The organism is Mongoliitalea daihaiensis, from assembly GCF_021596945.1.
Taxonomy (GTDB): domain Bacteria; phylum Bacteroidota; class Bacteroidia; order Cytophagales; family Cyclobacteriaceae; genus Mongoliitalea; species Mongoliitalea daihaiensis.
In genome coordinates this window covers 1,119,892-1,146,632 of sequence record NZ_CP063779.1, presented here as the reverse complement: position 1 = coordinate 1,146,632, position 26,741 = coordinate 1,119,892, and the positions used below count along the sequence as shown (strand labels likewise).

At 39.6% G+C, this 26,741-nt stretch carries 16 protein-coding genes; 11 read left to right on the top strand and 5 right to left on the bottom strand.

The features are described from left to right. Positions 1–31: 31 nt before the first annotated feature. Both IPZ59_RS04680 and IPZ59_RS04675 read right to left on the bottom strand, forming a co-directional pair. On the bottom strand, positions 32–3,313 hold the full coding sequence (locus tag IPZ59_RS04680) for a PAS domain S-box protein (protein WP_236138722.1): 3,282 nt from the start codon (positions 3,311–3,313) through the stop codon (positions 32–34). Positions 3,314–3,410: 97 nt separating this feature from the next. Beyond that, positions 3,411–4,658, bottom strand: coding sequence for an aspartyl protease family protein (locus IPZ59_RS04675; protein WP_236138721.1), 1,248 nt, complete (start codon positions 4,656–4,658; stop codon positions 3,411–3,413). Between the two features lie 198 nt (positions 4,659–4,856). Here IPZ59_RS04675 and IPZ59_RS04670 point away from each other — a divergent pair, with 198 nt between their 5' ends. Beyond that, positions 4,857–5,327: a Fur family transcriptional regulator gene (locus IPZ59_RS04670; RefSeq protein WP_236138720.1), complete on the top strand. Its 471-nt coding sequence runs from the start codon at positions 4,857–4,859 to the stop codon at positions 5,325–5,327. 10 nt (positions 5,328–5,337) lie between these two features. On the opposite strand, the gene IPZ59_RS04665 is transcribed toward IPZ59_RS04670, so the two are convergent. After that, positions 5,338–5,781 (bottom strand): SRPBCC family protein, encoded by a 444-nt coding sequence (locus tag IPZ59_RS04665; protein WP_236138719.1) that lies wholly within the window; start codon positions 5,779–5,781, stop codon positions 5,338–5,340. A 7-nt stretch (positions 5,782–5,788) separates the two neighbouring features. Beyond that, complete coding sequence (locus IPZ59_RS04660) at positions 5,789–6,397, bottom strand: cytochrome c oxidase subunit 3 (protein ID WP_236138718.1); 609 nt, start codon at positions 6,395–6,397, stop codon at positions 5,789–5,791. Between the two features lie 139 nt (positions 6,398–6,536). On the opposite strand from IPZ59_RS04660, the gene mfd reads away from it, so the two are divergent. Both mfd and gldJ read left to right on the top strand, forming a co-directional pair. After that, the gene (gene mfd, locus IPZ59_RS04655; protein WP_236138717.1) at positions 6,537–9,887 is read left to right on the top strand and encodes a transcription-repair coupling factor; all 3,351 of its coding nucleotides are present in this window, start codon (positions 6,537–6,539) and stop codon (positions 9,885–9,887) included. A 172-nt stretch (positions 9,888–10,059) separates the two neighbouring features. Then, a complete protein-coding gene (gene gldJ, locus IPZ59_RS04650; protein WP_236138716.1) occupies positions 10,060–11,283 on the top strand; it encodes a gliding motility lipoprotein GldJ in 1,224 nt (407 codons plus the stop codon). A gap of 47 nt (positions 11,284–11,330) precedes the next feature. Here gldJ and recQ read toward each other — a convergent pair whose 3' ends face one another. After that, a complete protein-coding gene (recQ, locus tag IPZ59_RS04645) occupies positions 11,331–13,463 on the bottom strand; it encodes a DNA helicase RecQ (protein ID WP_236138715.1) in 2,133 nt (710 codons plus the stop codon). Between the two features lie 185 nt (positions 13,464–13,648). On the opposite strand from recQ, the gene IPZ59_RS04640 reads away from it, so the two are divergent. The 8 genes from IPZ59_RS04640 to IPZ59_RS04605 all read left to right on the top strand — a co-directional run bounded on the left by IPZ59_RS04640 (position 13,649) and on the right by IPZ59_RS04605 (position 26,694). Then, a complete protein-coding gene (locus IPZ59_RS04640) occupies positions 13,649–15,316 on the top strand; it encodes a hypothetical protein (RefSeq protein ID WP_236138714.1) in 1,668 nt (555 codons plus the stop codon). Beyond that, positions 15,313–15,933: a hypothetical protein gene (locus IPZ59_RS04635; RefSeq protein ID WP_236138713.1), complete on the top strand. Its 621-nt coding sequence runs from the start codon at positions 15,313–15,315 to the stop codon at positions 15,931–15,933. The genes IPZ59_RS04640 and IPZ59_RS04635 overlap by 4 nt, the downstream gene beginning before the upstream one ends. Positions 15,934–16,129: 196 nt before the next feature. Continuing rightward, on the top strand, positions 16,130–17,308 hold the full coding sequence (locus tag IPZ59_RS04630; protein ID WP_236138712.1) for a serine hydrolase domain-containing protein: 1,179 nt from the start codon (positions 16,130–16,132) through the stop codon (positions 17,306–17,308). Positions 17,309–17,319: 11 nt separating this feature from the next. After that, positions 17,320–19,491 (top strand): hypothetical protein, encoded by a 2,172-nt coding sequence (locus IPZ59_RS04625; RefSeq protein ID WP_236138711.1) that lies wholly within the window; start codon positions 17,320–17,322, stop codon positions 19,489–19,491. Positions 19,492–19,614: 123 nt separating this feature from the next. Beyond that, on the top strand, positions 19,615–20,190 hold the full coding sequence (locus tag IPZ59_RS04620) for an RNA polymerase sigma factor (protein WP_236138710.1): 576 nt from the start codon (positions 19,615–19,617) through the stop codon (positions 20,188–20,190). Further along, positions 20,183–20,923 carry a tetratricopeptide repeat protein gene (locus IPZ59_RS04615; protein ID WP_236138709.1) on the top strand — a complete coding sequence of 247 codons (741 nt, stop codon included), beginning with the start codon at positions 20,183–20,185 and terminating at the stop codon, positions 20,921–20,923. Before IPZ59_RS04620 ends, IPZ59_RS04615 begins: the two co-directional genes overlap by 8 nt. Beyond that, on the top strand, positions 20,920–24,114 hold the full coding sequence (locus IPZ59_RS04610) for a CHAT domain-containing protein (protein WP_236138708.1): 3,195 nt from the start codon (positions 20,920–20,922) through the stop codon (positions 24,112–24,114). The genes IPZ59_RS04615 and IPZ59_RS04610 overlap by 4 nt, the downstream gene beginning before the upstream one ends. A gap of 69 nt (positions 24,115–24,183) precedes the next feature. Next, on the top strand, positions 24,184–26,694 hold the full coding sequence (locus IPZ59_RS04605; protein WP_236138707.1) for a hypothetical protein: 2,511 nt from the start codon (positions 24,184–24,186) through the stop codon (positions 26,692–26,694). Positions 26,695–26,741 lie beyond the last annotated feature (47 nt).

The following is a 26,741-nucleotide window of genomic DNA, read 5'->3' as shown; positions in this document are numbered from 1 at the left end:
GAATATAAAGATTAATTGTTGGGCTTTGCAATTAATTGACCGCGACGGTTGTGGTTGTAGGTTTTAGGTTTCTGAGGAAAATATGGAATACGGTACCTTCCCCTACTTTACTTTTGATTTTTAGATTTCCGTCATGTGCCCTGATTTGTTCTCTCACTAGGTATAGACCCAACCCTTTCCCTTCCACATGTGAATGAAAACGTTGATACAACCCGAAGAGTCTATCTCCATATCGTTCTAGGTCTATTCCTATCCCGTTATCTTTAAATTCCAAAACCACAAAACCTTCTGAGTCTTTAAAGGTTCGAATAAAAATTTCTGGTTTTCTATCAGGGTGTTTATATTTTAAAGAATTGGTAGTCAAGTTCATAAGGAAATTTTCAAGATGTGCAAAAATATAGCTAATGTTACTACATTCCGAAAAATCCTTGGTGATGATAGCACCGGATTCCTTGATTTGGTTTGCCAACGAAGTCAAGACCCGTGTTGTTAGATCTTTGAATTGAATATTTTCAATCTTGGGTACCTTATTTTTTTTGATGGACACCACCTCAATCAAGTCTTTCAAGGTATCATTGAGTATATCAGTGGATATTTTTAGGTTGTGGATTACTTCTTCGTTTTCTACATCTGATGGGTTTTTTGTATTGTAGAGTTCTAGTAGGGAGGAAATATTTACAATAGGTGCGCGCAAATTATGTGAAATAATGTATGCAAAGCGTTGAAGCTCTTCATTTTGCGATTTTAAATCACGGATCAATTGTTCTCGTTCTTCCTCGGCTATTTTGGTTTCAGTGATGTTTTGAGTTACCAAAAGGATTCTATCTATTTTCCCTTGTTTATTGTACAAGGGAACGCCGCTTTTTAGATAGTATCGATCACCAATGATAACTTCAAACATGACAGACTCTCCTTGAAGTACTTTATCGAGTTGTTTACGAACTTCATTTGAAATATAACTTTCGTACTTAGACAGGTGGGCTGTACCAACCAATTGGTTCGGATCAATTCCCATATCATGGTATTCTTTGCCATCGGTGTACACATAGAAGAGTTTATTATCCAACACTTCTACGATGCCTTTAGGAAAGTTTTCAGCAATACTTCTAAAGAGCTGCTCGGATTCAATGAGTCTGTTTTCAAAATTTATTCGATTGAGCTCCGCCCCAATTCGATCCGAAAGTACATTCAAAAATTCTTTTTTTCCTGCCCCATAAACTTTACTATCACAATCAAACATAACCAATAGACCTAGTTGATTTCCTTCTGCATCATGAATGGGTGATGCCATGTAGCTATTGACCTGCCGATCAACCAAATATGTATCCAATGGATATTTTTTATATGCTTGATTAGGGATAATTAAAGGTGTACCTGATGATAGGCATTCCTTGCAAGGGGTGTGTTCTAAATCGTAAATAAAGTTCTTTTGTTTTTTCCCGTTTTGGTGATAAGAAATTACTTTTGCAGCATTTTTTGTGCTATCAATCTCTGCGATAAAGCAATCACTCATTTGGAGGTTTAGTGAAAAAAACTCAGTTAAGGCATCAAAAAATTCTTGGCCACTAAATTTAGATGTTCGTTCGGTCAATTTTGATATGATATTATGAACATATTCTTGCTCAGAAATATCTTCTAGGATTGCCTGAAAGTTTTCTCCATTATCAATGGGCTTTGCAGTTGCACGCAGGTGAAAAAGCTTTTGGTTAAAGTAACTGAGGTATGGCCCTTCAAAGAAACCAAAGCCTTTGTTTATACAGTCCAAATATGCCTGTTTGATGGGATTATCTCCAATCAAGTCAAAAATATTTTTTCCGATTAGTATTTCTTTGTCCGTGATGTCAATCTTTTCAGTGAAGCTCTTGTTGACATCTTGGATGATGCCTTCTTTAGTAAACCGAAATATTGGAAGTGGGCTTTCATCAAAAAGCAACCGATACCTATTCATCAGAAGATTAGCCTCCTCTTCTTTATCTTTAGATTGTGTTACATCCACAAAAATTCCTGCCCAAATGGAGTCATTTTCATATTGTTTCAATCGGTCAGATGCGCCATAAATCCATTTTATTTTCCCACTAGGCGTAATAATTCTAAAGTAGCATTCAAAGCTTTGATCTTTTTCAAAAGCAGCTCTATCAGCTTCCAATAAGATTTCTAAATCATCCGGATGTATAATTTTAAATAAGGTACTTTCGTGATCTATAAAGTTGTTTGCATCTATTTCTGTCAACTGTTTGCATCCTTCACTGACAAAAATAAATTGATGTGTTAGATCTTGAAAAGTTTTCATTAGATAAACCATCCCAGGAACTACACCCGTTAATTCCTCCAAAACAGTTTTATTCTGTAGCAGATCGTTTTCTATTTTTTTAAGCGTAGTAATATCTGATACCGTTCCGAGCGTTTTGTTGGTATTATAATTGGTAAATTTTTTTAAATCATCTTTAATAAAAATATAGTGTCCGTCATTATGTAAAATTCTGTAGACCATGTTGATTGCATGGCTTTGCCCCATTTCGTAGATATGATGGTCATCTGGATGAATCAGTTTTTTCCAATCTGAAATACTGATCATTCGTAAAAATTCATCTGTGTAACCGAGTAGCTTATGAATAGGTCCAGACCAGTTGTATTGAAAGGATTCTTGATCTAACTCATAATAATAAAAGTTGTCAGCACCTTCATCGATCGCTTGAGGAACATTTCTTTCTTTGGAGTATTCTATCTTGACCAAACAATGGCTGGCTGATATCTTCTTTTTTGTCAAATAGAGATAGCCAGGGAACAAGGTTATGACAGCATCTTCATTGCCTTTTTCAAACTGTGCAATTGAATCGGCTGATAAAAAATCAAAAGATTCTTTTATAAAGTTTTTCCAACCAATGACATCTTCAACTTTTTCTTTGTTGATTAATGCGTTATAAACTTTATTTTGATCGTTTTGAAAGATCCATGCATACTTATTTTCTGATGGGAAACGTAAAGGAGATATCAGGGCATTTACCAAGTATGACCCATCCTCCATAGCAATTACGTAGCCTTCTATTTCTACAAATTGATAGTGATTTTTACCAATTAAAATAGGAGCTGTCGGTTTATCTCCTTTTCCAAGTTCATCAAAAATTGTATAAAAAAAACTACCATTGAAGGTAGGAAATAACGATTCAATGAATTCTATTTTATAAAACTTTTCGCCTTCTTCGGCATAACTTCGCGCTTCCGTAGATATGTACAATAGCTCAATCTTACTGTCCAGATGCTTCTTGAAAGTAAGTAATATGTTTTTTGATGAAGCTACAACAATATTTGACATACGCTATGTAAAGGAGACGGCTAAATCGAAAATTACTAAGATGAGGATCAAATATAGCAATTATCAAAAACAATCTTCCTACCGTCTAAAGATACTATTATATTTGTCTTTTTAGCTTAAAATTAGCAGTGAGGTCTTCAAACTCTTTTAATTCTTCATCGAAACGCCTCAGGCCTAAGCTTACTTCTCTTCCTTCTTCTGATCTAAAAAGCTTGATTAAATCTGATAATTCCCAAAAATCGATCGGAATTTTATTGATGCTGATGATTTCGTCGCCCTCTTGTACTCCTGCCATAAAACCTGGTGAACCATATCGCACCCCTGCAATATAGAATCGTTTGTCTTCGGCACTGACCATCTTTGGGGTGATTCCGCTCATGTCAAACTCAAATGGATTTCCAAAAGTACTTCCCCGCTTGAAAAAGATCCGATCCCTTCTATAATCGATAATCATGCGTGTCCTGCCCCAAATTTCTGAACCAATGCTTCCGTTGCGTCCACTCTCTTTGATTATGTAACTGAATTCAGTTTCCTCAGGATACGATGTTAAGATATCTGTAAACCGTATTCCAGAAAGTTTCAAGGACTTCACTCTACCTACATAACCTACGAGATCCCCACCCAAAGACCTACCAAGCTCACTTTCCAAGTATCTGGGAGGCATTTGTAAATCTTTGGATGTTTCCAAATTCAATAAGAGACCATGATTTGCGCCTAGATCTACTAATAACTTGGTGTTTACTTCTTCTCCAAACAGTTGTTTTACCTTCCCTTGTACATAAGGCTTGCTGTTGTCCATAGAAATAGTTAATTTTTTAAATCCTAAGGGTCTCCATTTGACCCGATTGGTATCGTAAAAAGTAATCACTGCGCGATCATAATCAATTTTGACAGGATTGTATTTGAAAAATTCATAGCCTATCACTCCATAAATTGGTAACCCTAGTACAGCCTCCAGCTCAAAAAAGTCTTCATCCAATACCAACAATGTTTGAAGCTGTCCTTCAACAGGACCTAGGTCCATCGGATTGTTGGGTGAGACAGAAGCCGACAGCAGTGCTTTTCCATCTGCCCCGACCAATTCCAATTTTCTGGTGTATTGGAGATTCATTTGATCTCCAATGCTTTTACTAAATAAAATATTGGTTTTGACTCCGGTATCTAATAAAAAATTAACAGGTTCTGATCCATTTACTGAAATAGGTATGATGATCAGATTACCAGACAAGATGAATGGTAACTCCACTTTTTTTGATGGGTCTTTCATAAAAAAACCAGGCACCTGACCTTTAACAGGTATGTGCAAGCTCAAGAAAATAAGAAAAAAGAAAATTCGCATTTTCATACAGGGAGGTGATTAAGCTTACGCGTACTCAGGCAAAAGCTAGCTATATTCTTTTAAAAACGGAAGAAATAAACCATTTGTTTATCGGTTGAAATAGCAATTTTACCATTAATCATGATTATTGACATGCATCAATCCAAGTCCACAAACTTGATTAAGTCCAAAAATTCCTGCATCTTTATTTTTTAATTATTCCTTATGGCCGAGAAATCTTTAGTCGAAAAAGCAAAAAAAATATTTGAAAACTATCTGTTAAGACAAGGAAGCAGAAAAACTCCCGAACGCTTTTCAGTGATTGATGAGTTGTATGCGCTTCCCCAAGATGAGCATATTGACGTAGAAGGGCTTTTTTTGATGATGCGCAATAAAGGCTATAGCATCAGCCGGGCAACTATTTATAACACTCTTGATTTATTGGTAGAGTGTGGTCTGGCGGTCAAACACCAATTTAAAGATAAAGTTGCTTTGTATGAACAAGCGCTGACCTACAAGCACCATGATCATCATGTGTGCAATCAATGTAGAAAAATACGTGAATTTTCAGATGAGCGATTAAATGCAATCAAGGAAGCTATGGGAAAAGAGTTTCTTTCGGGCATAACTTCTCACTCCTTGGTACTCTATGGAGATTGTCAAATCCCTGAATGTGATCATTTAAAGCTTGCCTAAGTGCAAGCTTTTACTTTTTGATGCGAAAGATTTTCCGGTAAATTGGTTTTCTATAAAGGAATTGAAGGTATAATGCGGGGTAAAGTAGGATCGTCATTAGACCAAAAGGTCCCTTGTATGTAATTTCATCCCGAATGATGCTACCTTCCCCATTTTTGATAATTCGGTGTTTATGTTCCCATGCTTTAAGAAAAAATGGCAATTCAACTCCTTGATCAATGAAATAAAACTCCTCTTCTGTTGTTTCGTCTGCTACAATATCACTTGTCCAGCGCTGTTTAAAAAAAAGAAAATTTAACTCAAGAGATACCACATCTCCTTTTTTGGATCCATCAAAACGCAACAATTTGACAGGAGGGAAGGGGGGAGCGAGTTTCGTGAATAATTGTTCATTAAACCCTTCTTTCACTTGAAGATAATTTTGTTCAACGCTCGATTCAATGGTGATTTTCATAGATGTGTTAAAATACAAAGACAAAAATCATGAATAATACCAACCAGATAAAATCCATGAAATGCCAATAAATAGTGAATAACTCGATACGCATGCGTTCGAAAGGATTGGTCAATAAGACTAAGTTTTTGATCTCATCTTTTTCGATACGGCTGTATTGATAGACCATTATCAATGCAAAAATCATAGCCCCAATTAAGTGAAAAATATGAATACCGCTGAGTACATAAAGAAAACTTCCACTGGGAAGCCCTCTAAAATCAACTCCCATCAGCGATAATTCCTTCCAGCCGATAAATTGCAATACAGTAAAAATAACCCCTAAAAAGAAGGTGATTAATAAACTGTTTTTTAATTTTTGTACACTGTCTTCTCTGTAGTGCAAAAGTAATTTGCTTACAGTATATCCACTGATCAACAACACTAGTGTACTTAATATAAATGATTTGGGCATTCTAAATTTCGTTGCTTCTACCATACTGGTATCGGAAGCCAAAAATGCAGTAGTCATAAATAGAAATATCAATCCGCTCCCAAACATGCCTAAATACATGAGTGTCTGATAGGGATGCATTTTTTCAATTTTTCTAAACCAACTTTCGGTCGTTTTAGTCATATATCAATATTGGTTTTTACAGTAAACATTTTAAACGGTAGACGGTTCAGCTTTTGGTTTATAATTTCCTTTTACAGGCCCAAAGAATTAAAAGAAATCATTTTCTTACCTTTGTGGCTTCATAACAACGACACCTATTTTGGAAAAGTCTGCATTTCTTTCTCTCTACGAGAATGATCCTTTTATATTAAGTCTTTCTCAACACATTCAAGACAAGAAGGAAAAGAAATTTCAGCTGAAGGGCCTATCCGGAAGCTTGGATATGGTTGTGTTTTTGTCTTTGATCAAGCAGGTGGGTGGTTTTCATCTGATCATTGCACACGACAAAGAAGAAGCGGCTTACTTGACAAATGATCTTCAGGAGTTGATCAATGGGCAACAGGTTTATTTGTTTCCTTCGAGTTACAAACGTCCATATCAATTTGACGAAATAGAAAATGCCAACATCCTTATGAGGGCTGAGATTTTGAATAAAATCCTAGATGCTCCGGATGAACCAACAATAGTGGTGACCTATGGAGAGGCCTTGTATGAAAAAGTCATCAACAAGCGATCGTTGAAAGACCATACATTTACTGCGAAAGTGGGTGAAAAGGTAGATATCGCGTTTATTTCAGAACTGTTGATGACCTATGATTTTGAAAAGACGGATTTTGTATATGAACCCGGGCAGTTTTCTATTCGAGGTGGAATTTTGGACGTATTTTCTTATGCCAACGAGATTCCTTTTCGCATAGAGCTTTTTGGGAGGGAAATTGAAAGTATTCGAACTTTTGATCCCGAAACACAGCTTTCTATTGATCCAATCGATCATATCAGTATTATTCCCAACGTCCAAACAAGGTTATTGCAAGAGCAGCGACAATCATTTCTGGAGTTTTTACCTGAACAAACATGCATCTGGTTTAAAGATCTTGGATTTACTTTGGATACAATTGAAGATTATTTCAAAAAAGCTGAAAATCAGTTTTACCAGATTGTTAGTTCTATCCAAAACGACAAATTACTCCTCAAGCCAACAGATCTTTTTGACAATGCCAAAAGCTTTGAGGCCAAGACTGAAAACTTGATCCGATTAGAGTTTGGGCACACCTTCCATCTCAAAGGAGCTGTTAAACATGACTTTCAATCTCAGCCACAGCCTTCCTTCAACAAAAACTTTGATTTATTGGTCGAGGATCTCGCAAAAAATGAAAAAGAAGGCTGGTTGAATATTATTTGTTCAGAAAGTGACAAGCAGTTGACACGCTTGGAAAATATCTTTCAGGAATTGGATCCCACACTTCGCTACCAAACGTTGCAAATGGGCATAAGAGAGGGCTTTGTGGACAAAAAACAAAAAATAGTTTGCTACACAGACCATCAGATTTTTGAGCGATTTCACCGCTATAAGTCCAAAAGTAAAACAAGTAAATCCAAAGCCCTTACCCTTCGAGAATTGAAAACCTTACACCCGGGAGATTTTGTGGTCCATGTGGATTACGGTGTAGGAAGGTTTGCAGGCTTGGAAAAAGTAGATATCAATGGTAAGCAGCAGGAGGCCGTCCGCTTGATTTTCAGAGATGATGATTTGCTCTATGTCAATATCCATTCTTTGCATAAAATCTCAAAATATTCTGGCCAAGAAGGTACCATCCCATCTATGTCCAAATTGGGAAGTCCTGAGTGGGAAAATAAAAAGCGTAAAGTCAAAAGTCAGGTTAAAGATATTGCCAAAGAATTGATTGCTTTGTATGCTAAACGAAGAACTGCCTCAGGGTATCGTTTTTCTCCGGACTCTGTTTTGCAAGTAGAATTGGAAAGTTCCTTCGTCTTTGAGGATACACCGGATCAGGCTTTGGCCACTGCTGATGTCAAAGTGGATATGGAGAAGCCTCACCCAATGGACCGACTTGTTTGTGGAGATGTGGGATTCGGAAAAACAGAGGTTGCTATCAGGGCTGCTTTCAAAGCTGTCAACGACCGAAAGCAAGTCGCCGTGTTGGTGCCTACTACGATTTTGGCCATGCAGCATTTTCGAACCTTTAGTGAACGGATAGGAAACTTTCCAGTAAAAGTCGAGTACATCAATAGATTTCGTACAGCCAAAGAAATCAAGCAGATAACCCAGCAAGTAGCTTCTGGTGAAATTGATATTTTGGTGGGTACCCATCGAATCGTGAACAAAGATGTAAAATTTAAAGATTTGGGTCTTTTGATCATCGATGAAGAGCAAAAGTTTGGAGTAAAGGTAAAGGATCAGTTGAAAGAAATTAAGCTGAATGTAGATGTTTTAACCTTAACCGCAACACCTATTCCCCGAACCTTGCATTTTTCTTTGATGGGAGCACGGGATTTGTCTGTGATTGCCACTCCCCCTCCAAACAGGCAGCCAGTTACAACGGAAATCCATGCGTTTCAAGAGGAGGTTATCCGGGATGCGATCGCCTATGAATTAAGAAGGGGTGGTCAGGTTTTCTTTGTCCATAATCGAGTGGGTGAAATTGATTCTATTGCTAATCTTATTCTCCGGTTGGTTCCTGATGCACGAATTGCCGCAGCGCATGGGCAGATGGATGGCAAGCAGCTGGAGAAAATAATGGTAAAATTTATTGAAGGAGAATACGATATTTTGGTTTCGACTAATATCATCGAGTCTGGTTTAGATATTCCAAATGCCAATACCATCATCATCAATCGGGCGCATATGTTTGGTTTGAGTGATTTGCATCAGATGCGAGGCCGTGTGGGTAGAAGTAATAAAAAGGCTTTCTGTTATTTGCTCACAGCACATCCTACACACTTGACTCCAGAGGCTCGCAAGCGATTGCAAACCTTAGAAGAATTTTCTGATTTAGGAGATGGATTTAAGGTGGCTATGCGGGATCTGGATATAAGAGGGGCAGGAAATCTTCTAGGTGCTGAGCAGAGTGGTTTTATTACTGACTTGGGCTTTGATATGTATCACAAGATTTTGGATGAAGCAGTACAGGAGTTGAAGGAAAATGAGTTTGCTGCCTTGTTTGAGGTGGACTTAAAAGAAAAGGTTGAAATTCTCGTACAGGATTGTGTCATCGAAACAGACTTCGAGTTGCTGATTCCGGAGGAATACGTAACCAATATTTCCGAACGATTACAGCTATATTCAAAGTTGGATAGTATCAAAGAGGAGACCGAACTGCAAAATTACCTGAATACAATAAGAGATCGCTTTGGTCCGGTTCCGAAGGTAGTAGAGGATTTATTTGAGACAGTGCGTTTGCGCTGGGAAGCAGAAAATCTAGGATTTGAAAAGATGGTGCTTAAAAATAATCAGATGAAATGTTACTTCGTTCCTTCCTCCAAAGAGAAGTATTACAAGTCCGCAGTCTTTGGTACAATTCTCAAAAATATTCAAAGTCATGGGAAGCGCTGCAAAATAAAAGAAGTCAAAACCCGGTTAATACTTATCGTTGAGGATGTTAAGAACATCACTGTTGCAAAAAAATGGTTAGGAATTTTGAAATCTTAAAAATTTTTAATGGCCTGATAATTGCTTTTGCTTTAGAAAAATATGCAGTATTCATCGAATTTTGGTTCAAAATCAATTTTTATGAGTTGTACTCAAAAAAAATATTGTTTGAATCAGATATTATAGATTATATATTAGCGTTTAGATTGTGCACAAAAAACAGTAATTGACAATGGTTTTTGGAAAAAGAAAATGGGGATTGACCATGGCTTCCTTCCTTTTGTTAGGAGGTTTAATTCTTTCAGCTTGCAATAAGCAGCCTGGATATGGTCGGAGAACAGCTGCTAAGCCTGGTAAAACCAGTGCCTCTACTGGTGGCAACTTTAGTTTTGATGCGAATGATTCTACCAAATTCTTTGTAGCAAGATTTGCTGATCAAAAAATTGGACCAAGATTGAAATACATCCAAGGAGGTAGGACTGTTTTGGGATCGCAAGAGCAAGATATCATGGCTTTTCGTGACAATGTCGAAAGGACAGTTACCATTGCATCCTTCTACATGGATGAAACAGAGGTTACCAATGTGGATTACCGTGAATTCTTGTTTTACATGGCAAGAAAAGTTAGTGCGGATTCCATACAAAAGCTAGAACCAAGAGACAGAGTGTGGGCAGATAAAATGTCCTACAATGATGTTTATGACACTTACTATTTCCGATTCCCTGGGTTTAATTTTTATCCTGTAGCAGGAGTTTCTTGGGTACAGGCAAACACATACTCTAAATGGAGAACAGAGTTTGTGGGCAACTTATTGAGAGAAAAGAATAAAATCGATAGTACTTTAAATAAGCGTCAGTTGATTGAAAGAGGTGTGGGTATTGCAGAATACAGGTTACCGAATGAAGCTGAATGGGAGTATGCTGCTAAGGCGATGATCGGTACTCAGTATAATGATGAAAATCAAGAATTCGGAAGAATTTACCCTTGGGATGGTCGTGGATTGAGAAATCCATACAATATTAAAAGAAAAGGGCGTCAGGGTGATTTCTTAGTCAATTTTAAAAGAGGTAGAGGGGATTATGCAGGTATCGCAGGTTCCAAAACCAATGATGGAGAAATTCTTCCAACCAATGTCTATGATATGCCACCAAATGATTTTGGCTTGTATCACATGGCAGGTAATATGAATGAGTGGGTCAACGACGTGTATCGTCCACTTTCATTTCAGGATTTTGATGATTTGAACCCATTGAGGAAAGACGGTATATTGGATACGGAAGATACGTATGGAACTACCCTTATTACAGATGAGTTCCGAGTCTATAAAGGAGGTTCTTGGAGAGACATGGCTTACTGGATGGCTCCAGGTACGAGAAGATTTATGCATCAAGACTCTGCTACCAATCACATCGGCTTTAGGTGTGCGATGATCTCGATTGGAGGAAGAGGAAAATAACTAAAAAGGAGCTTTTAAGCTCCTTTTTTCTTTTTAAACCAATTTTTTTACCGCTCCCCTACCAAGGCGGCTTTCAATTGAAAATAGGAAAACCTATCACCAAAATGTTCTTTTAAAGGTTTCAGGTAATGAGAGCCTTGCCTGCGATATGCTAATCGGATGGTTAGTAAGTCGTCTTTGCTCAAAACTTCATCTACTTCCAATTTTCCTACTTCAATCATTCGGATCAGATGGTCTTCTATTGTACTATGATTGAGTTCTCGCTCTTGGGCTATCTGATATATTTTTTTGCCACTTTGGAATAGTTTTAAAGTGATGATTTCGGATCCTGACCCTGCAGTTGTTTTGGGTTTGGCAGAACTTAGCTTACGCTTAGGTTGCAGTTGATGTTTTTTGACAAATGCTTGGATAACCTTAAGAAAAGTAGTGCCATAGTTGGCTGCCTTGATTTGTCCTACACCTGAGATGGTCATAAATGCATCTGTATCTATGGGTAAGTAGGTGGCCATCTCTATCAAGGAGTTGTCTCCAAATATGGCATAAGGAGGAATATTTGCTTTTCTAGCCAATTGTATGCGAAGTGATTTTAATTCATCTAGCAAGCCTTCTTCGTGACCGACGGTACTGCGCTTACCACTGCTTAAGCTTTCCTCCATTGGCAAAAGAATCTTTTCTTTTCCTTTCAATTTTTCCCACGCCATCTGAGTTAGTTTGAACGTAGGGTAGATTGTTCCGGCTTCCGCAAGATACCCATGCTGTTGGAGTTTGCCTCCCAGGGTTTTCCAAAACTCTTCCGGTCGGTCTTTTCCTATTCCGTAAACAGATAGCTCTTGATGAGATGCTTGTATTTTACTTGACTTAGAGCCTCGTAATACTAAAATCACATAGCCCAATCCGTAAGATTCTCCCAACCTTGCTACGGTGGACAGAAGCATCTGGGAAGGTATGGTCATGTCTTGCTGTTTTCCTTTTTGAAAGCAGACATCGCAATTGCCGCATTCTCCAGGATGGTTTTCTCCAAAGTAGTTGAGTAAATATTTTCTACGGCAGATATTACTTTGGCTAAAAGAATTCATTCGGAGCAGTTTTTCTTGCATCACTTCTACAAATTCCTTGTTTTCTGCTTGCTCCATCATGCGGTTGAGGGTCATGAAGTCCTGGTAGGAGTAAAATAGCAAAGCTTCACTTGGCAGCCCATCTCGCCCTGCCCTACCTGTTTCCTGATAATAGCCCTCGATGTTTTGTGGCATGTTCATGTGTACCACAAACCGAACGTTTGGTTTGTCGATGCCCATACCAAAAGCAATAGTAGCTACAATGATTTTGACCTCGTCCTTGATAAAGAGTTCTTGGTTTTTTTCACGAATTTCCCGTGCTAGTCCAGCATGATAAGGGAGCACAGAAAGTCCACGTGCCTGTAATTGTTCGGCTGTTTCTTCTACATTTTTTCTTGAAAGGCAGTATATGATACCCGAATCTTTTTGATGAAAGTCCAAAAACTCCATCAATTTCCCCATAGCGTCTTGTTTGGTGGTCACTCGGTAAGTGATATTATTTCGATCAAAGGAGGATATAAACCATTGGGGTGTATGAAGCCCCAATTTATCTGCAATATCTGCTCGGGTACGTTTATCCGCAGTGGCGGTCAAGGCAATGAATGGAACCTTAGGAAATTGTCTTCGTAGCTCTCCTATACGTAAGTACTCTGGTCTGAAATCGTGTCCCCATTGGGATACGCAGTGAGCCTCATCCACCGCAACCAAGCCTAAGGTGATTTCCTTCAAGAAATCCATCAAAGGATATGATCCATTAAACAATCGTTCTGGTGCCACATACAAGAGTTTGATTGCAGATTTTTTGATTTGTTCGGAGATGTGGCGCTGTTCGGAGATGCTTTGGGAGGAATTTAAAAAAGCAGCCGAAATCCCATTGGCATTCAAGGCATCCACTTGATCTTTCATAAGAGATATCAATGGAGAAATTACCAAGGTCAAACCCTCTGAAAGAATTGCAGGGACTTGGTAGCAAATGGATTTTCCACCACCGGTAGGCATCAAGACGATGGTGTCTTTTTTGGCCAATATAGAGGAGATGATGGCTTCTTGATTTCCTCTAAAGCTTGGATAGCCAAAGTATTGCTGTAAAACATCCCGAGCATTTGTCTGAATAATTGCCTCCATATCATCAAAAGTTTAATCAAAACTGAGGCATAAAATTAATCAATCCAATAAGAATACGGCTGCTAGTCGACTATTTAAGCGTTTAAATGTCACCCAGTTTTTTTCACCACAAAAAATTTATGATAACATTGATGACAAACTGTTAGGGACTGCGATGTAGTGATATATTTTAACCACACATACGCATGAAAAAAAATATTGTAATCGGCTTTACATTGATTTTGGTAGGAGCTGGGATTTTGATTGTGAATTTCTTCGGAAATTCTGGGGAAGGAAATCTAAAAATTCAGGTAGAAAAAGCTCCGTATATTATGCCTGCAGCACATCAGGTATATGCCAATGAAGAAGCGCTCAATGGTAAATATTTTCTATTCAAGGTACTTTTGACCAATGAAGGAAACAATACCTTGGAAAGCGTTAAAGTTCGCTATCGGGTTCCAGGATATGTTGATTGGACAGATTTGGAGACTATTGGAGAAATGATCCCTGGTCAGACGGCATCAGTTGTTTGTTATCCCAAATTTGGTGATCAGATCACGGAAAAAATGACCGAATCCATGGAACGTGCCGAAATCCAAGTTGATTGGGATGGTGCAAGTAACAAAGACAAAGTGGAGGAATCATTTGCTTTCAAAATTGTCGATAGAAATACCTACATGTTTACTTCTGTAGCCCAATCAGAAATTGCTTCTTGGGCGGATATCTATGATAATAATGCTTTGTTGGCATGTTTTGTCACCCCCAATGATCCTATTGTAAAATATTATACGCAGACAGTTCAGGAGAAAATTTTGAAGGGAGATGCAGCTGGAGTAAGCAAAGACCCTAAAGATGCTGTTCGTTTTATGACAGGTATATACGAAGCTACCCTAATGTCCCACATGGTGTACAGTAGCACGAAAATGATCCCTGAAAACCTGAATGATTATTCCAAGCTTTCTCAACATAACCGCCTGCCACGGGAAGTTATTACCGGCAATACGGGACTTTGTTTGGAGTTAAGTTTGCTCTATGCAAGTATGATGTCAGCGGGAGGATTGGAGCCCGTCATTTATTTAGTTCCTGGACATGCCTATCCTGGGTTTAGGATGAACGGTCAGTACTATGCCATAGAAGCGACAGGCATTGGAGGAGAAGGATTAGGGAAAATATCTTCTGCCCAAGAAGCATTGGAACAAGGTATGAAGCAGTTGGAGGAGTTTTTTCAAAAAGCCATGCAAGGTGACCCCCGCTACACCATTGTGGATATTCATCAGTTAAATATGGCTGGTGTGACACCCATGAGCTTGAAAGATGATGAGTTTATGCGGCAAAAAGTGGATAAAATTGCAGATAATTTTTCACCACAAAATCAAATAAATGCTCCCCAAGCACCTCAGCAGCGACAACTAGCTGCTGTCAATACCAACAACACTACTCCGCCAAATTATCCCACTGAGCCAGCTCAGCCAGATAGGAATACCACTACTTCAACTAGTTTAATGGTTTCGATTCCCAATGGTTGGAACCAATATGACCCAAGTATGTCGGGACTGAGCAGTTTGAGGAGCTATCATGCCTCGCCAGATGGTCTGATTTCTATTAGCAAATTTGTCCTACCAGCCTCCAACCTGAGAGATGCCATGAACATACTTTCTGCTCAAATAGGAAGTCTCGGTGGGGTGGTTAACTATAAAAGTGATACACAAGGCCAAATCTCAGGCGTGACTACTGATATGAATGGGAATTTCATGTGGTTTGCCAAATCTAGGAGAACCAGTGCTGGTTTTGAAATAATTACCGTTGGATCTCCGGAATACGCATTTGCTCAACAACAAAATATGCTTACATCAATCTTTAACTCTATCCGATGAAAACGAAACAATCTCTCCTGATAATTTTATGCATGTTGGGCAGTTTGCAGCTACTTGCACAGGCAGCTATCAATCAACATATCAACATGAAAGTAGATGAGCGAGGAAATGCCGCCATGCTTATTCAGCAAAAAATGACTGCATCTCAATGGCAACAATGGCTGGCAACCGCAGGAACGAACCCCAATGCTTTGAAACGGGAAATTCAAAAAGGCATGCCTGGTTTTTTCTTAGACGATTTTAAATTAGATCGAAATGATATGGAGCGGTCTTTTGAACTCTCGCTCACCGCTTATGGTGTCACCAAGGTAGATAAGCGTGGCCGGAGAATTTTGGAGACAGGGGAAAAAGATATCAACCTCACAAAAATCGGAGATAAACAATATATGTTTGTCAATAGTCCAATGGAATATGGAGGACAATTACAGCAGACTACAGTCGTGGATTTTCCCATATCTGCTTCTAATATCCAAATAGATAAGGATGCCTTTGGCAGGACAATTTTTACCTATCAAATTGATGATCCTTCTAAGAGTTTAGATTGGCGTTATCTTTTTGGTGGATTGATGATGCTTGCAGGGGTAGTTTCCATGGTTTATTGGAAGCCGCAAACATAAGATACAAGAGATTAGAATAGGGTGACAATGCAACTCAACAGCCGTAAATCGATGGTTTATGGCTGTTTTTTTCATTTTTGAGTAAGTGTTGATGTTTAGAATCACAAGAAAAGTCACTTGCTAAAAATAAATTTTAAATTTTTTGATGACATTTTACTTCCTCTGCAATGTGTTGTTAAAACCAAGATATTCAGCTATGAAACATTTAAGACACCTTCCGATTTATGCACTACTTTTACTAATCATTTTTTCTTGTTCCAGTGATGAGGACCCGATGCCTCAGGAACCGCAGATTGTGCAAGACGATATCCCAGAGATAGATTCCAAAATGGCATTTCTTATGGACGAATTTAATTATCCTGGACTTTCATTGGCAATTGCCAAGGACGGTAAGTTAGTCTATGCCAAAGGCTATGGATTGATGGATCAAGGAAGCAATCGGTCAGTGAACACGGAGACTAAGTTTCGGTATTCATCTGTAGCCAAGACCATAACCGGAATTGCAATCCTTCAATTAGTAGAAGAAGGAAAATTGGCTTTGAATGACAGAGTCTTTGGAGATGGGGCTATTTTAGGTACCAGATTTGGTTCAAATACATATTCCCATCGCATTCGAAATATCACCGTCAATCACTTACTCCACCACTTACCTGGAGGCTGGAGAAACTTTATGGATGATCCTGTTTTTGATGGACCGATCAACCTTTCTGCCGAAGATTTGATTTCTTGGGGTTTAGATAATGTGGTGCAGGCAACCAACCCTGGAACTACCTATCATTATTCCAATTTTGGATACCTGATATTAGGCAGAATCATCGAGCAGGTGACTGGTAAAAGTTATGAGACCTATGTAAAGGAAAATATTTTAGACAAAGTTGGTGCAACGAATACTGTTCTCGCGCGTACTGCACAAAATCAAAAACACTTGAATGAAGCAACGTATTACAGTCAAAATAATTTCAACCCCTATACTACCTACAATATTGGCCGAAGTGATGCTACCGCAGGATGGGTAAGTACTCCAGCGGATATTGCTATGATTTTTTCAAGTATAGATACACAGCCAAATAGGCCATCTATTTTAGGAACAACACTGAATGATCAACGCAGAACTCCATTAAGCAATTCAGGCAATTATGGTAAAGGTATCATCAGACTCAATCACCCAACTTTGGGACAGGCCTTTTGGCATGATGGGTTTTGGGTGGGTTCTCAATCCCTCACCATTTCTTTGCCTAACAATATCTGTGTTAGCGTTGTGATGAATTCAGGGTACGCAGAAAACTATAACCTATCTCTTAATACCATCGCAGGTCAGATATTTGAAATTATGGCTTCCACAACAATTACTTATCAGGATATTGATCAATTTTAAAAACCCGAGCTATGAAAATTAATTCTTTATTTCTTTTACTCGTATTTCTGTTGGTATCATCCTGCAAGGATGAGGCAGAGCGTCCAAGGGGTGCAGAAGACCCGGAAGTTGAGGCTATTTTGCCCAAGATGGAGGTTGCTGTTCGTCTGGCAGATGGAGTGAGTTTAGATATAGCTGAACTAGAGGTCATGTCCTATGGTCAGATCCATAGTATTTCTGGATCGGGGGTTTCGGCTGTTTCACACAATCCAGGAGCGCCTTTTACAGCATTTGTTTTTGATACATCAGACCGTTTGGTACTGGCGGGATTTCTTTCCGATAGCCGCAAAGAGTTATCCGTTCGGAGTACAGCAGAATATTTGCTGTTTCTAGGTTTTGATATGCAGGCAGAGGGCGGAATGGCACGGGAAAAGTTTATCCGAGAGGTTTCAGAACTTCCTGTTTTTGATACATTTCTTTCGGAACTGGAGTTGCTGTACAAAACCGATCCTTACACGCTGGATAAGGGGCTCTATGTGAATGCACTTAGAAAGGCAGTTTCTGAGATTTATGCCATGGCGCAGCCTGAGGGTCGTATAGCAGGGCGTGTGGGAGAAGAGGAAGAGGTGGCTGGAGATGTATTGGTGGATGCTAACATCAAGAGTTATCTTCAGGTATTTGATACGGGGCTGAACAGGTTTAGGATTACACACAGAGCCCGTCGGAGGGTCAAGGGGTTTTTATACAGGACCTCCTATGTGGATAAGTCCGGGGTCAGCCATACATTGATTGAGGATATTTCAGCGAGTTCGGCACCTGATCAGGTAATTACGATACCTCCTGTTTCGGGAGTGAAAGATTTTGCGGGCACGTTGGTTGATTTTTTAGTGGGCAAGATCAGTGAGACTGCATCTGTGGACACGGATGATTTGGTATTGCCTTTAAAGTCAGATGAGCGTTCGGTTAAGAGTGTTTTGCGAGTGATTGGCCCAGGGACGACATCGGAAGTGAACCTAAGTGAGCATGAGCGTAAGCAGTTGTTCAGGTTGTGGGTGGAATCGATGGCGCTTGATTTTTTGCTACCCATAATCACAGATGCAATCAGTGTGGCGGGAGTGATATCTCCATCGGATGGGTCGGTTTTACTTGATCCATTGAGTTGGGATCAGGTCATCAGTTTTTTGATTGCGAATATAGATCAAGTTCAGAACGTGAAGCCGTATCTCTCCCGAGGGGATTATAACGGAGCTACGAAGGAATACCTGACGTTTTTATGGACCGAAGCGGGGAAAGCGACCTTATCGGATCTAAGTGTTGTTGTGAATTCGGTATTGCTGGATGTATTGGAGAGCAGGTTTAAGTTGCCTGATTACGGTTCGCTTTCCAAGATCAATAAGAAGGTATTGCGAGTGCTGCAGATAGCAGACCTTGCCATCAAGAGCACGGATTACATGCGTATGGTGTATCACATAGCCAACTCGAGCCATGGGGAGGAATGGGAGCTAACGGTACGGGAGATACCGATGAATATGATACCGGAGCGCTTCTCGATCAGTCCAATTAACCAAAGACAGCTGAAAGTCAACATTCTGTCAACCATTGCCGACGATCAGGTAATCGAATATGCATGGGAGACTACGGGGAAATACGGATATCTCTGGGATGAAAGGGACCATAAAGGGACTATGTTCAGCAGTTCGCTGAATGAGGCTTACTACTTTTGCAATGCAGACAGGCTGAGGATACCTGAAAATGCCAAGGATACGGTGACGGTAACGGCATACATCAAGCAGGGAATCAACCGGACTAAAGTTGGCACGGTACAGACAATTGTGAGTGTCACCAATCTCAGGGTGTTTAGTGTACCATTTGAACCCCATGTTCCAGTTTCAAATATTTTTCCAGGAGAATATGTAGTAGCTGGCCCTAGATTTATTGCAAAATTTCCAGAAAGAGATGATGCTAGAAGTTATCAATTGAGAATCGTGAACTCTGCTGGAGTAGCAGGTGCACCTTTGACGAGAACACCCTCACAAATTCCTATAATAAATGGAATGCATGAATTTGGTATTAGTATCGGTAGCCCATCGATAAGTTTTGTTAATGCTCAACAGCGTGATATTTTAGTGGCTAAATATATGGAACAACTAAGTGCAGTGAGTGGTACTTATGCCTTTTTGGAAGTAACTGTTATTCCAAAATAGCTCAGATTACTTTGATGACATTCCCTGTTTTTTCCGATGTGAATGAAAAACAGGGAATGTAAAAGCATCTTATAGATTGGTCAAAATACCAATAGGTTGTATATTACTGCATCAAATAAAAAGATGCAGTCCTATACTTTTGAGAAATATAGCCAAGAGGAAATTATCCATGGGATCAAAAGCAATGATCCAAAGATTCTGAGGGTGTTCTATTCCAGTCAATACAAAAAGGTAGAACAATATGTGTTGGCAAATAACGGAACATCTGATGACGCCAAGGATATCTATCAGGAAGCGTTTGTAGTGCTTTGGAAAAAGGTCAAATCGGATCGGTTTCAACCTGAAAATGGGACAGCTATATCGGGTTACTTATATCAGATCGCTAAAAATAAGTGGTTGGACAAACTGAGAGCCAATAAGAATAAAACTACTGTGGAAATACATCCAAATCTATCTTTGGAAAACGATCTACCTAATCATGATCAGGAGGCACAGCATCAGTGGGTTGTGAAAGAATTTGATAATTTGGGTAAAAACTGTAAAGAAGTACTGAGACGATTTTATTTTCTGAAGGAAACGATGGAGCAAATTGCCTTAGCATTCAATTGGACTGCTGCAACTGCCCGAAACAATAAATATCGCTGTATTCAGCAGTTAAAAGAAAAGTGGAAGACTAACACCAATAAGGAACTTGAATAAGCAATATAATATATCACAAGAGGAGTTTGAGCAAATAGAAAGTTATATTCTGGGCACACTAAATGAACAGGATCGTGAATTATTCGAAGTTGCCCTGCAATCAGACCCTATCCTTGAAGCAAAGCTTCAGGAGGTTAAGGGATTGATGGAGGCTTTAGAGGAGGGTGCTTTTAGAGCTTCATTGGAAGAGTTTCATCAAGAAATCGAGCCGGATGTAGGAATAGAAAAGTCAGTGAAAAGTCTAAGCCCTTGGATTATGGGGGCGGCTGCGGCTATTATGCTGTTAATTTTAGCAGCAGGGTGGGTGTTGTATCCTCGAGAATCTCATTATGAAAAACTTTTCGCCATGTATTACCAAGAAGATCCCGGCCTGATAACAGCTATGAGTTCTGAAAGCGATTATGAGTTTGATAGAGCAATGGTGGATTATAAATCAGGTAATTACCAGGAGGCAATTTCCCGATGGGAAAGTTTAATTCAGTACAAACCTGAAAACGACACTATACAATATTTTCTGGGGGTCTCTCATTTGGCCCTCAAAAAAGCTGATCCTGCCATCTTTTATTTCGATGCTGTAGCTACCAATGAAAATTCACAATTTCAAAAAGACGCAGTATGGTATTTGGCCTTGGCTTATGTCCTAGGGGGAAAAGAAGACAGAGCGGTAGAGGTTCTGCGTCAAACCCAAGATCCCCAAGCTATTGAATTGTTGAAAGAACTAACGAAAAAGTGAAAAAGACAACTTTTATCGGTCTCATATGGATTTTTTTGCCCATACTTCTACTCGGGCAAACAATTGATGAGCGATTGGCCCAAGTCCAAAAATCGATCAACGAGGACAAATTAGACAGTGCGATTATTTTCTTTGATACATACACAAACCTTTACATTAAAAATGCTGATTATTTAAACCTCAGCTATTTTGTCCCCCTTGCAGGATTTATTGGTAACAAGCAAAAGGACATTCAATATGGAATGGACCGGGTCCAATATTGGCTGGATTTTCTTAGCGGAAAAACTCAGGATCCAAGAGTATTAAGACAAGCTCACCTGGAATCACATCGGTATTTCATGTTTGCAGGTAAGATTCAAATGGCATACGACGCCAATAAAAGAGCCTTGGACTTCACGAATAAAATCCCCGATCATACTCCTTCCGAATGGGCGATCATAGAACGCAATCTCGGTGTGCTTGCTACCCAATTAAATGATTTTGCACTTGCCCGCACTCATACACTCAAAGCCTTGGAGGTATTTGATCTTGATCCTAACACCAGTTCTGAAAGCCGCTTTAATATCCTCAATGATTTGGGAGTTTCTTACTGGTATGCCTCTATTTGGGATTCTGCGGAATATTATTGGAAAGCGGGTATAGCATACTTGGATCAAATGGAGGATAATCCTACCAATCAACTGTACCGAAAGGCAATGATAGAGGGCAATCTGGCAGCTGTATATGATGTGAAAGGCAAATTGGATGAAAGTGTGAAAATGGTCAAGTCATCCATCGCAAACAGCAAAGCCTTTGCAAATCAGGCAATAGATGATCCCAAGCGGGATCGGGCCATGTTATCCATTTTTTACAGTTCGATGAACTTGGGGATAACCTATAAAAGCATGGGGAACTATCTCCAAGCGCTTCATATCCATGAACATACCCTGAAGGAGAAAGAAAAATATTTCCCAGCAGGACATCCCGAAATCACAGAAAGCCTTATCATGGTAGGTCAAGTCCATAGTTATTTAATGAATTATGGAGAAGCAAAAAAATACCTTAATCGGGCCATTGATGATCTCAATGCAACGGAAGAAAAATTCCCTTTACGATTGGCAGATATTTATTACACACTTGCCTTGGTCGCAGAAGGTGAAAATGAAATTGATGCTGCAAAAACGTATCATCATACAGCTTTGAAGTACTTTCAACAGACCAATCAAGAATCCTTGGATTTTGTTTACTTGGGTTTTTTGGGCCACGCTGCTGATTTTTTCTCTCTTCATGGAGAGCCTGATATGGCGCAGCAATTGTCAAAAATGGGCTATGAATACACCAAAAAAACCAATGGTATCCAATCCCTGCCAGGCTTTCATCAGGTAATCAACAAAAGCCGTGTATCCTACAATTTGGGAAGTTTTGCTACAGCCAAAACAGAGGCGGAAGAGGGAATGGGAATTCTTACACACCTTTTGGAGTCCGTCACCAATCTTACGGATTCAGTGAGAATAGAATATGAAAAGCCTATGGCATATTTGCTCAAGTGGAAGTCAGATTACAGAATTACACAAGAGCGATCCGTTTCTTACCTCGAATCAATGTTAAAGGAACTGAGGCATGGAATTAAACTTTTAGAAAAACGAAAGGCAATGCTTTCTGACAGCCAAGATTTGGGGGTTTTGCTTTCCCAAAATCAGGAACTCATCAGTTTTGTCAAACAGATCGAATTGGAACTGTATGAAAAGACAGGGCAAGAAAAATACCTAAACCAATTGATCGCAACCCATGAATCCAGTGTGTATGCAAAAATCCGCGCCCAACTCAACCAACAGAGGCAGGTTAGATTCAGTGGTGTTCCGGAGTCTATCATTGAAGAAGGCTCCCTGATTAGGGATGAATTGGGATATATACTTGCTGAGGAAGGAAATATCGAGGAATTTATGGCAGTTTCTTCCAAATGGGAGAATCATTTAAAAATGCTCAAATCAGATTACCCTGCCTATTATCAGTCCAGGTATGGGGACATTTATGAAGGAGACTTGGTGTTTCCAAAGGAAAAGCAAATTGTCCGATATCTTTTTGTAGAGGAAAATCTCAAAGCCATCGTGATCAATAATGGTAAAAAGCAACTTTATTCATTGAATTTCAATCCCGAATTGATCAAAAAACTTCCTTTCCTCTGGCATGACCAAAAAGCTTTGGGTGCTGTTACTTACCAACTTTATCAGCAGCTCTGGCAACCTTTTGGCAGTAATTTGAATGATTCCAATGTAGTGATCATACCGGATGGGATGTTGTTTAATCTGAGTTTCGACTTGTTGACTGACAAGGAAATCAAAACTTATGAAGAGTTTCTTTTGCATAGCTTGCTTGTCAAACATGATATCTCTTACCAGTATAGTATGTGGTTTGGTTTTACCAAAAGTTCGAAAAATATGCGTAGCAACTATGTTGCTTTTACTCCAGGATTTTTGGATAGGATGAAAGAAAATTACCTCAAATCAGTTCGTGATTCCCTAAGTTTGGATAACGCCTATCTTTCTCTTTTGCCACAGCCATTTACCATCAACTTGGCCAACAAAGCCGCACAAACATTAGGGGGCAACATCTTTGCCTTTGAAGAATCCACGGCTAAAGCATTTCGAGAAAAGGCTGGCAAAAACAAAATCATCCATATCGGCACGCATGCCGAATCTAACAATATAAGTCCGGTTTTTTCCAAACTTATTTTTGCCAAAAATGGTGATCCCTTGGAAGAAGACAATGCCCTTTATGCCTATCAAATTTACAACACTGACATGCAGTCAAACCTGACGTTACTCACTGCATGCGAAACCGGGAAACCGGTTTTTCAGCCAGGAGAAGGAATGGTTTCTCTCTCCCATGCTTTCCAATTCGCGGGTTCCGAAAGTCTACTGACCAGTCTATGGAAGGTAGATGAGAAGTCCAGTATGGAAATCACCGATTACTTTTTGGAGTTTCTGTCCGAAGGAATGGCAAAGGATAGGGCATTGAAAGAAGCCAAACTTAAATACCTCTCCACGGCAAAAGGAAGAACACTTTCTCCCCAATATTGGGCAGGAATGGTATTGATAGGGGATGTGACACCGATTTCAGATTTAAGAAAAGGACACAATAGGATTTACTTGATTTTAGGGTTTACTTTATTTTTTGCTTTACTTTTTCTCTTTTTTAAATACCGAAGTTAATTACCTCCATTTTTTTTGATGACAAAATTAAGCTGTTTCGATGTAAGTGTAAACCAAAACCTTATCATCATGAAAGCCAAATTTTATCTTTTTTTATTCTGCACAATTTTCTTAGCCGTCAATTCATGTAAAGATGTGGAAGAACCTGATCTACCACCGGTGACAAAAGATCCGGGAGACCCCACTGTTGATCCCGAACCGGGAATATCTGAATTCCCCACTATGCCTGTCACAGTAAAAATTCTGGAAGGCATGAATGCTAACCTTGAAGGCGCAATGCTTTACAGTGGTATCATCGGTCAACCGGTTCAGGCGAATGGGAGCAGCAAGGCCACGGTAAAAGATGGTGAATTCACCTTGGCTTTTTTGACCGATAGCGAGGATAAGCTCATGATGATGGGTTTTCTGGGAAACGGGAAAACTGAGATTTCAGCCCAAAGTACCGCAGAGGCCCTATTGTATTTGGGGGCGGGGCTTTATGTGTATGGAAACAAGGTCAAGGAAAAGTACCTGACCGAGTCAGGATCTCTCGAGGAACTTTCTCAGCTCACATCAGATGTGGAAAATAAACTCAAAACAAATCCTTTTGCCCTTGACCAGGGTCTGTTCGAGCCGGAACTCCGTGCTGTGATCGAAAAATTAGGAGAATCCGGTGAAACCGTAGATATACGCGCCAGAGTGATAAATACAGAACCTGACATCAAAAGCGGACTTCAGGTATCGGACAAGGACTTTCAGAGTATCACAATCACCAATCGGTTCAGGAGACGCGCCCATGCCTTTCTCTACAAGGAATCCTTCAAGGACAGGGACCGGAAGCAGACTATCCTTATAAGACAATCGGAATATTCCGGACAGTTACAGGCCAAATCGGATCATAAAGTAGACCCTATTATTAACATAGATGGATTTTTAGGATCACTAAAAAATGTGGTCAAACAGGGGGGGATGAAGTTTGCTGTCATGGAAACTGACCCCATCAACATCCCCTTGGAAACTGACGAATCACAGGCAATCTACAAAGTCCGCGTAGTGGGACCGGTTTGGGGCAAGACTACTTTTGCCATGACAAGAGAGGAAGAAAAAAAGGCAATTGACCTGACCTGGAAAACCACTTTCTATGACTTGGTGTGGCCGGCAATTTCTGAATTGACAGGCGGGTTTGCGGATGTCATCAAGGAGGACAGTGAGGAACTGGCAAAAGTTTTTTCTCATCTGGGAGGGCTTATCGGTAAAATGGAAAGCATAGACGAGTTTTCCAGATATGGAGATTTGAAGAAATTCTCCCTGGAAATGCTTGATTTTATTGTTGGTACCAAAGCTGATGAAGTCATGAAGGATAACCTGGAGAAACTGCTGATCAAAGCTTATAAAATAAAGTACGGTACCTCCGGCCCGGATTTAGAGGATTTCACCAAAAAAGGTGCTGCTAGGGCCCTCAAAGTGGCAGATCTTGGGCTTAAGGCAATCAATGCGGCTTGGTTGGGCATCGATGTCAACAGGGCAAATATGGTAGAGATATTCAAAGTTGAGGCCAATGACATCCCTTTTAAACTTGAACCAAAAGATGCGGCCGTATCCGTCAATGAACAAAAGGAGCTCACAATCACTAAACTGGGGCAATTGCCCAACAATCAGACATATTGGATAAAATGGTGGACAACAGGAGAATACGGTGTCATGAGAGACAAAGAAGGTAGGACAGGCAAGGAAATCGAGACCAATTTCACCAAAATTTTTTACAGGGCGATATCCAACCCTTCAAATGTTGATGAAGAGGCTGAAGATAAAATATATGCAGAAGTATTTATCAGAGAAGGTGAAAACCTGACATCCATCGGTTTGGATTCGGTCAGTATTATTGTAAAGCCCATCAAACTTGAAATAAAACCCAATGGAACAACATTGTCTCCAGTAAATGGGGGAACCAATGAGATCAAGCTCTATGTAGAAACAGCCGGATCAGCCAAGAAACTTGAAAACACAGATGAATTTGAGTACCGTTATGAGTGGGGCACCAAAGGAGATTATGGGTTGTTTGGCGGGTACAGTGTTACCGAAAATACTATGGATAATTTGGTGCGGTACGTGGCACTGGATGAGGAGGTAGAAAAAGCAGAAGAGGAAATATTTGTCAGGGTCTATAGATTGGAAAAGGGTACCACAGAGGAAAAGTTTTATGGAGAAGCGAAGGCTATTGTGAAGATAGAAAATGATGAAAACTGGAAAATTATATATGTTCCCCTTCAAGCAACAACCGTATCAAACCCTTGCGATGGATGCTTTACAAATTGGCTCAATGCCTCGTTTCCTAAAAAGGATAATCATGAATCGTACACGGTGAGATTTTTTGGATTCAAAAAAACAGCCATCCCCAGCGTGGAAGGAAGAACGCATACTTGGAAAGCTGACCAAGAAGTACCTAGAAATATTGACTTTAGTAGACATACATCTGTCCCTGATAATCGAATTGGCGTTTGGGTTTTAAATAATGCTGGCGGCAAAGGTCATAATCCAAACTTACTTAATGCGCTTAAGGCATTTGGAGGGATGATAGAGGTCAAAATTAAATTAAAATAGTTGGATTTTCCCTTATTGAAAAATGTATATCCCCAAGTTTAAATACT

Bases quoted from the DNA above. Each gene is read 5' to 3' on its own strand.
- IPZ59_RS04680 (WP_236138722.1), bottom strand. From the start codon at position 3,313: ATGTCAAATATTGTTGTAGCTTCATCAAAAAACATATTACTTACTTTC.
- IPZ59_RS04675 (WP_236138721.1), bottom strand. From the start codon at position 4,658: ATGAAAATGCGAATTTTCTTTTTTCTTATTTTCTTGAGCTTGCACATA.
- IPZ59_RS04670 (WP_236138720.1), top strand. From the start codon at position 4,857: ATGGCCGAGAAATCTTTAGTCGAAAAAGCAAAAAAAATATTTGAAAAC.
- IPZ59_RS04665 (WP_236138719.1), bottom strand. From the start codon at position 5,781: ATGAAAATCACCATTGAATCGAGCGTTGAACAAAATTATCTTCAAGTG.
- IPZ59_RS04660 (WP_236138718.1), bottom strand. From the start codon at position 6,397: ATGACTAAAACGACCGAAAGTTGGTTTAGAAAAATTGAAAAAATGCAT.
- gldJ (WP_236138716.1), top strand. From the start codon at position 10,060: ATGGTTTTTGGAAAAAGAAAATGGGGATTGACCATGGCTTCCTTCCTT.
- recQ (WP_236138715.1), bottom strand. From the start codon at position 13,463: ATGGAGGCAATTATTCAGACAAATGCTCGGGATGTTTTACAGCAATAC.
- IPZ59_RS04640 (WP_236138714.1), top strand. From the start codon at position 13,649: ATGAAAAAAAATATTGTAATCGGCTTTACATTGATTTTGGTAGGAGCT.
- IPZ59_RS04635 (WP_236138713.1), top strand. From the start codon at position 15,313: ATGAAAACGAAACAATCTCTCCTGATAATTTTATGCATGTTGGGCAGT.
- IPZ59_RS04630 (WP_236138712.1), top strand. From the start codon at position 16,130: ATGAAACATTTAAGACACCTTCCGATTTATGCACTACTTTTACTAATC.
- IPZ59_RS04625 (WP_236138711.1), top strand. From the start codon at position 17,320: ATGAAAATTAATTCTTTATTTCTTTTACTCGTATTTCTGTTGGTATCA.
- IPZ59_RS04620 (WP_236138710.1), top strand. From the start codon at position 19,615: ATGCAGTCCTATACTTTTGAGAAATATAGCCAAGAGGAAATTATCCAT.
- IPZ59_RS04605 (WP_236138707.1), top strand. From the start codon at position 24,184: ATGAAAGCCAAATTTTATCTTTTTTTATTCTGCACAATTTTCTTAGCC.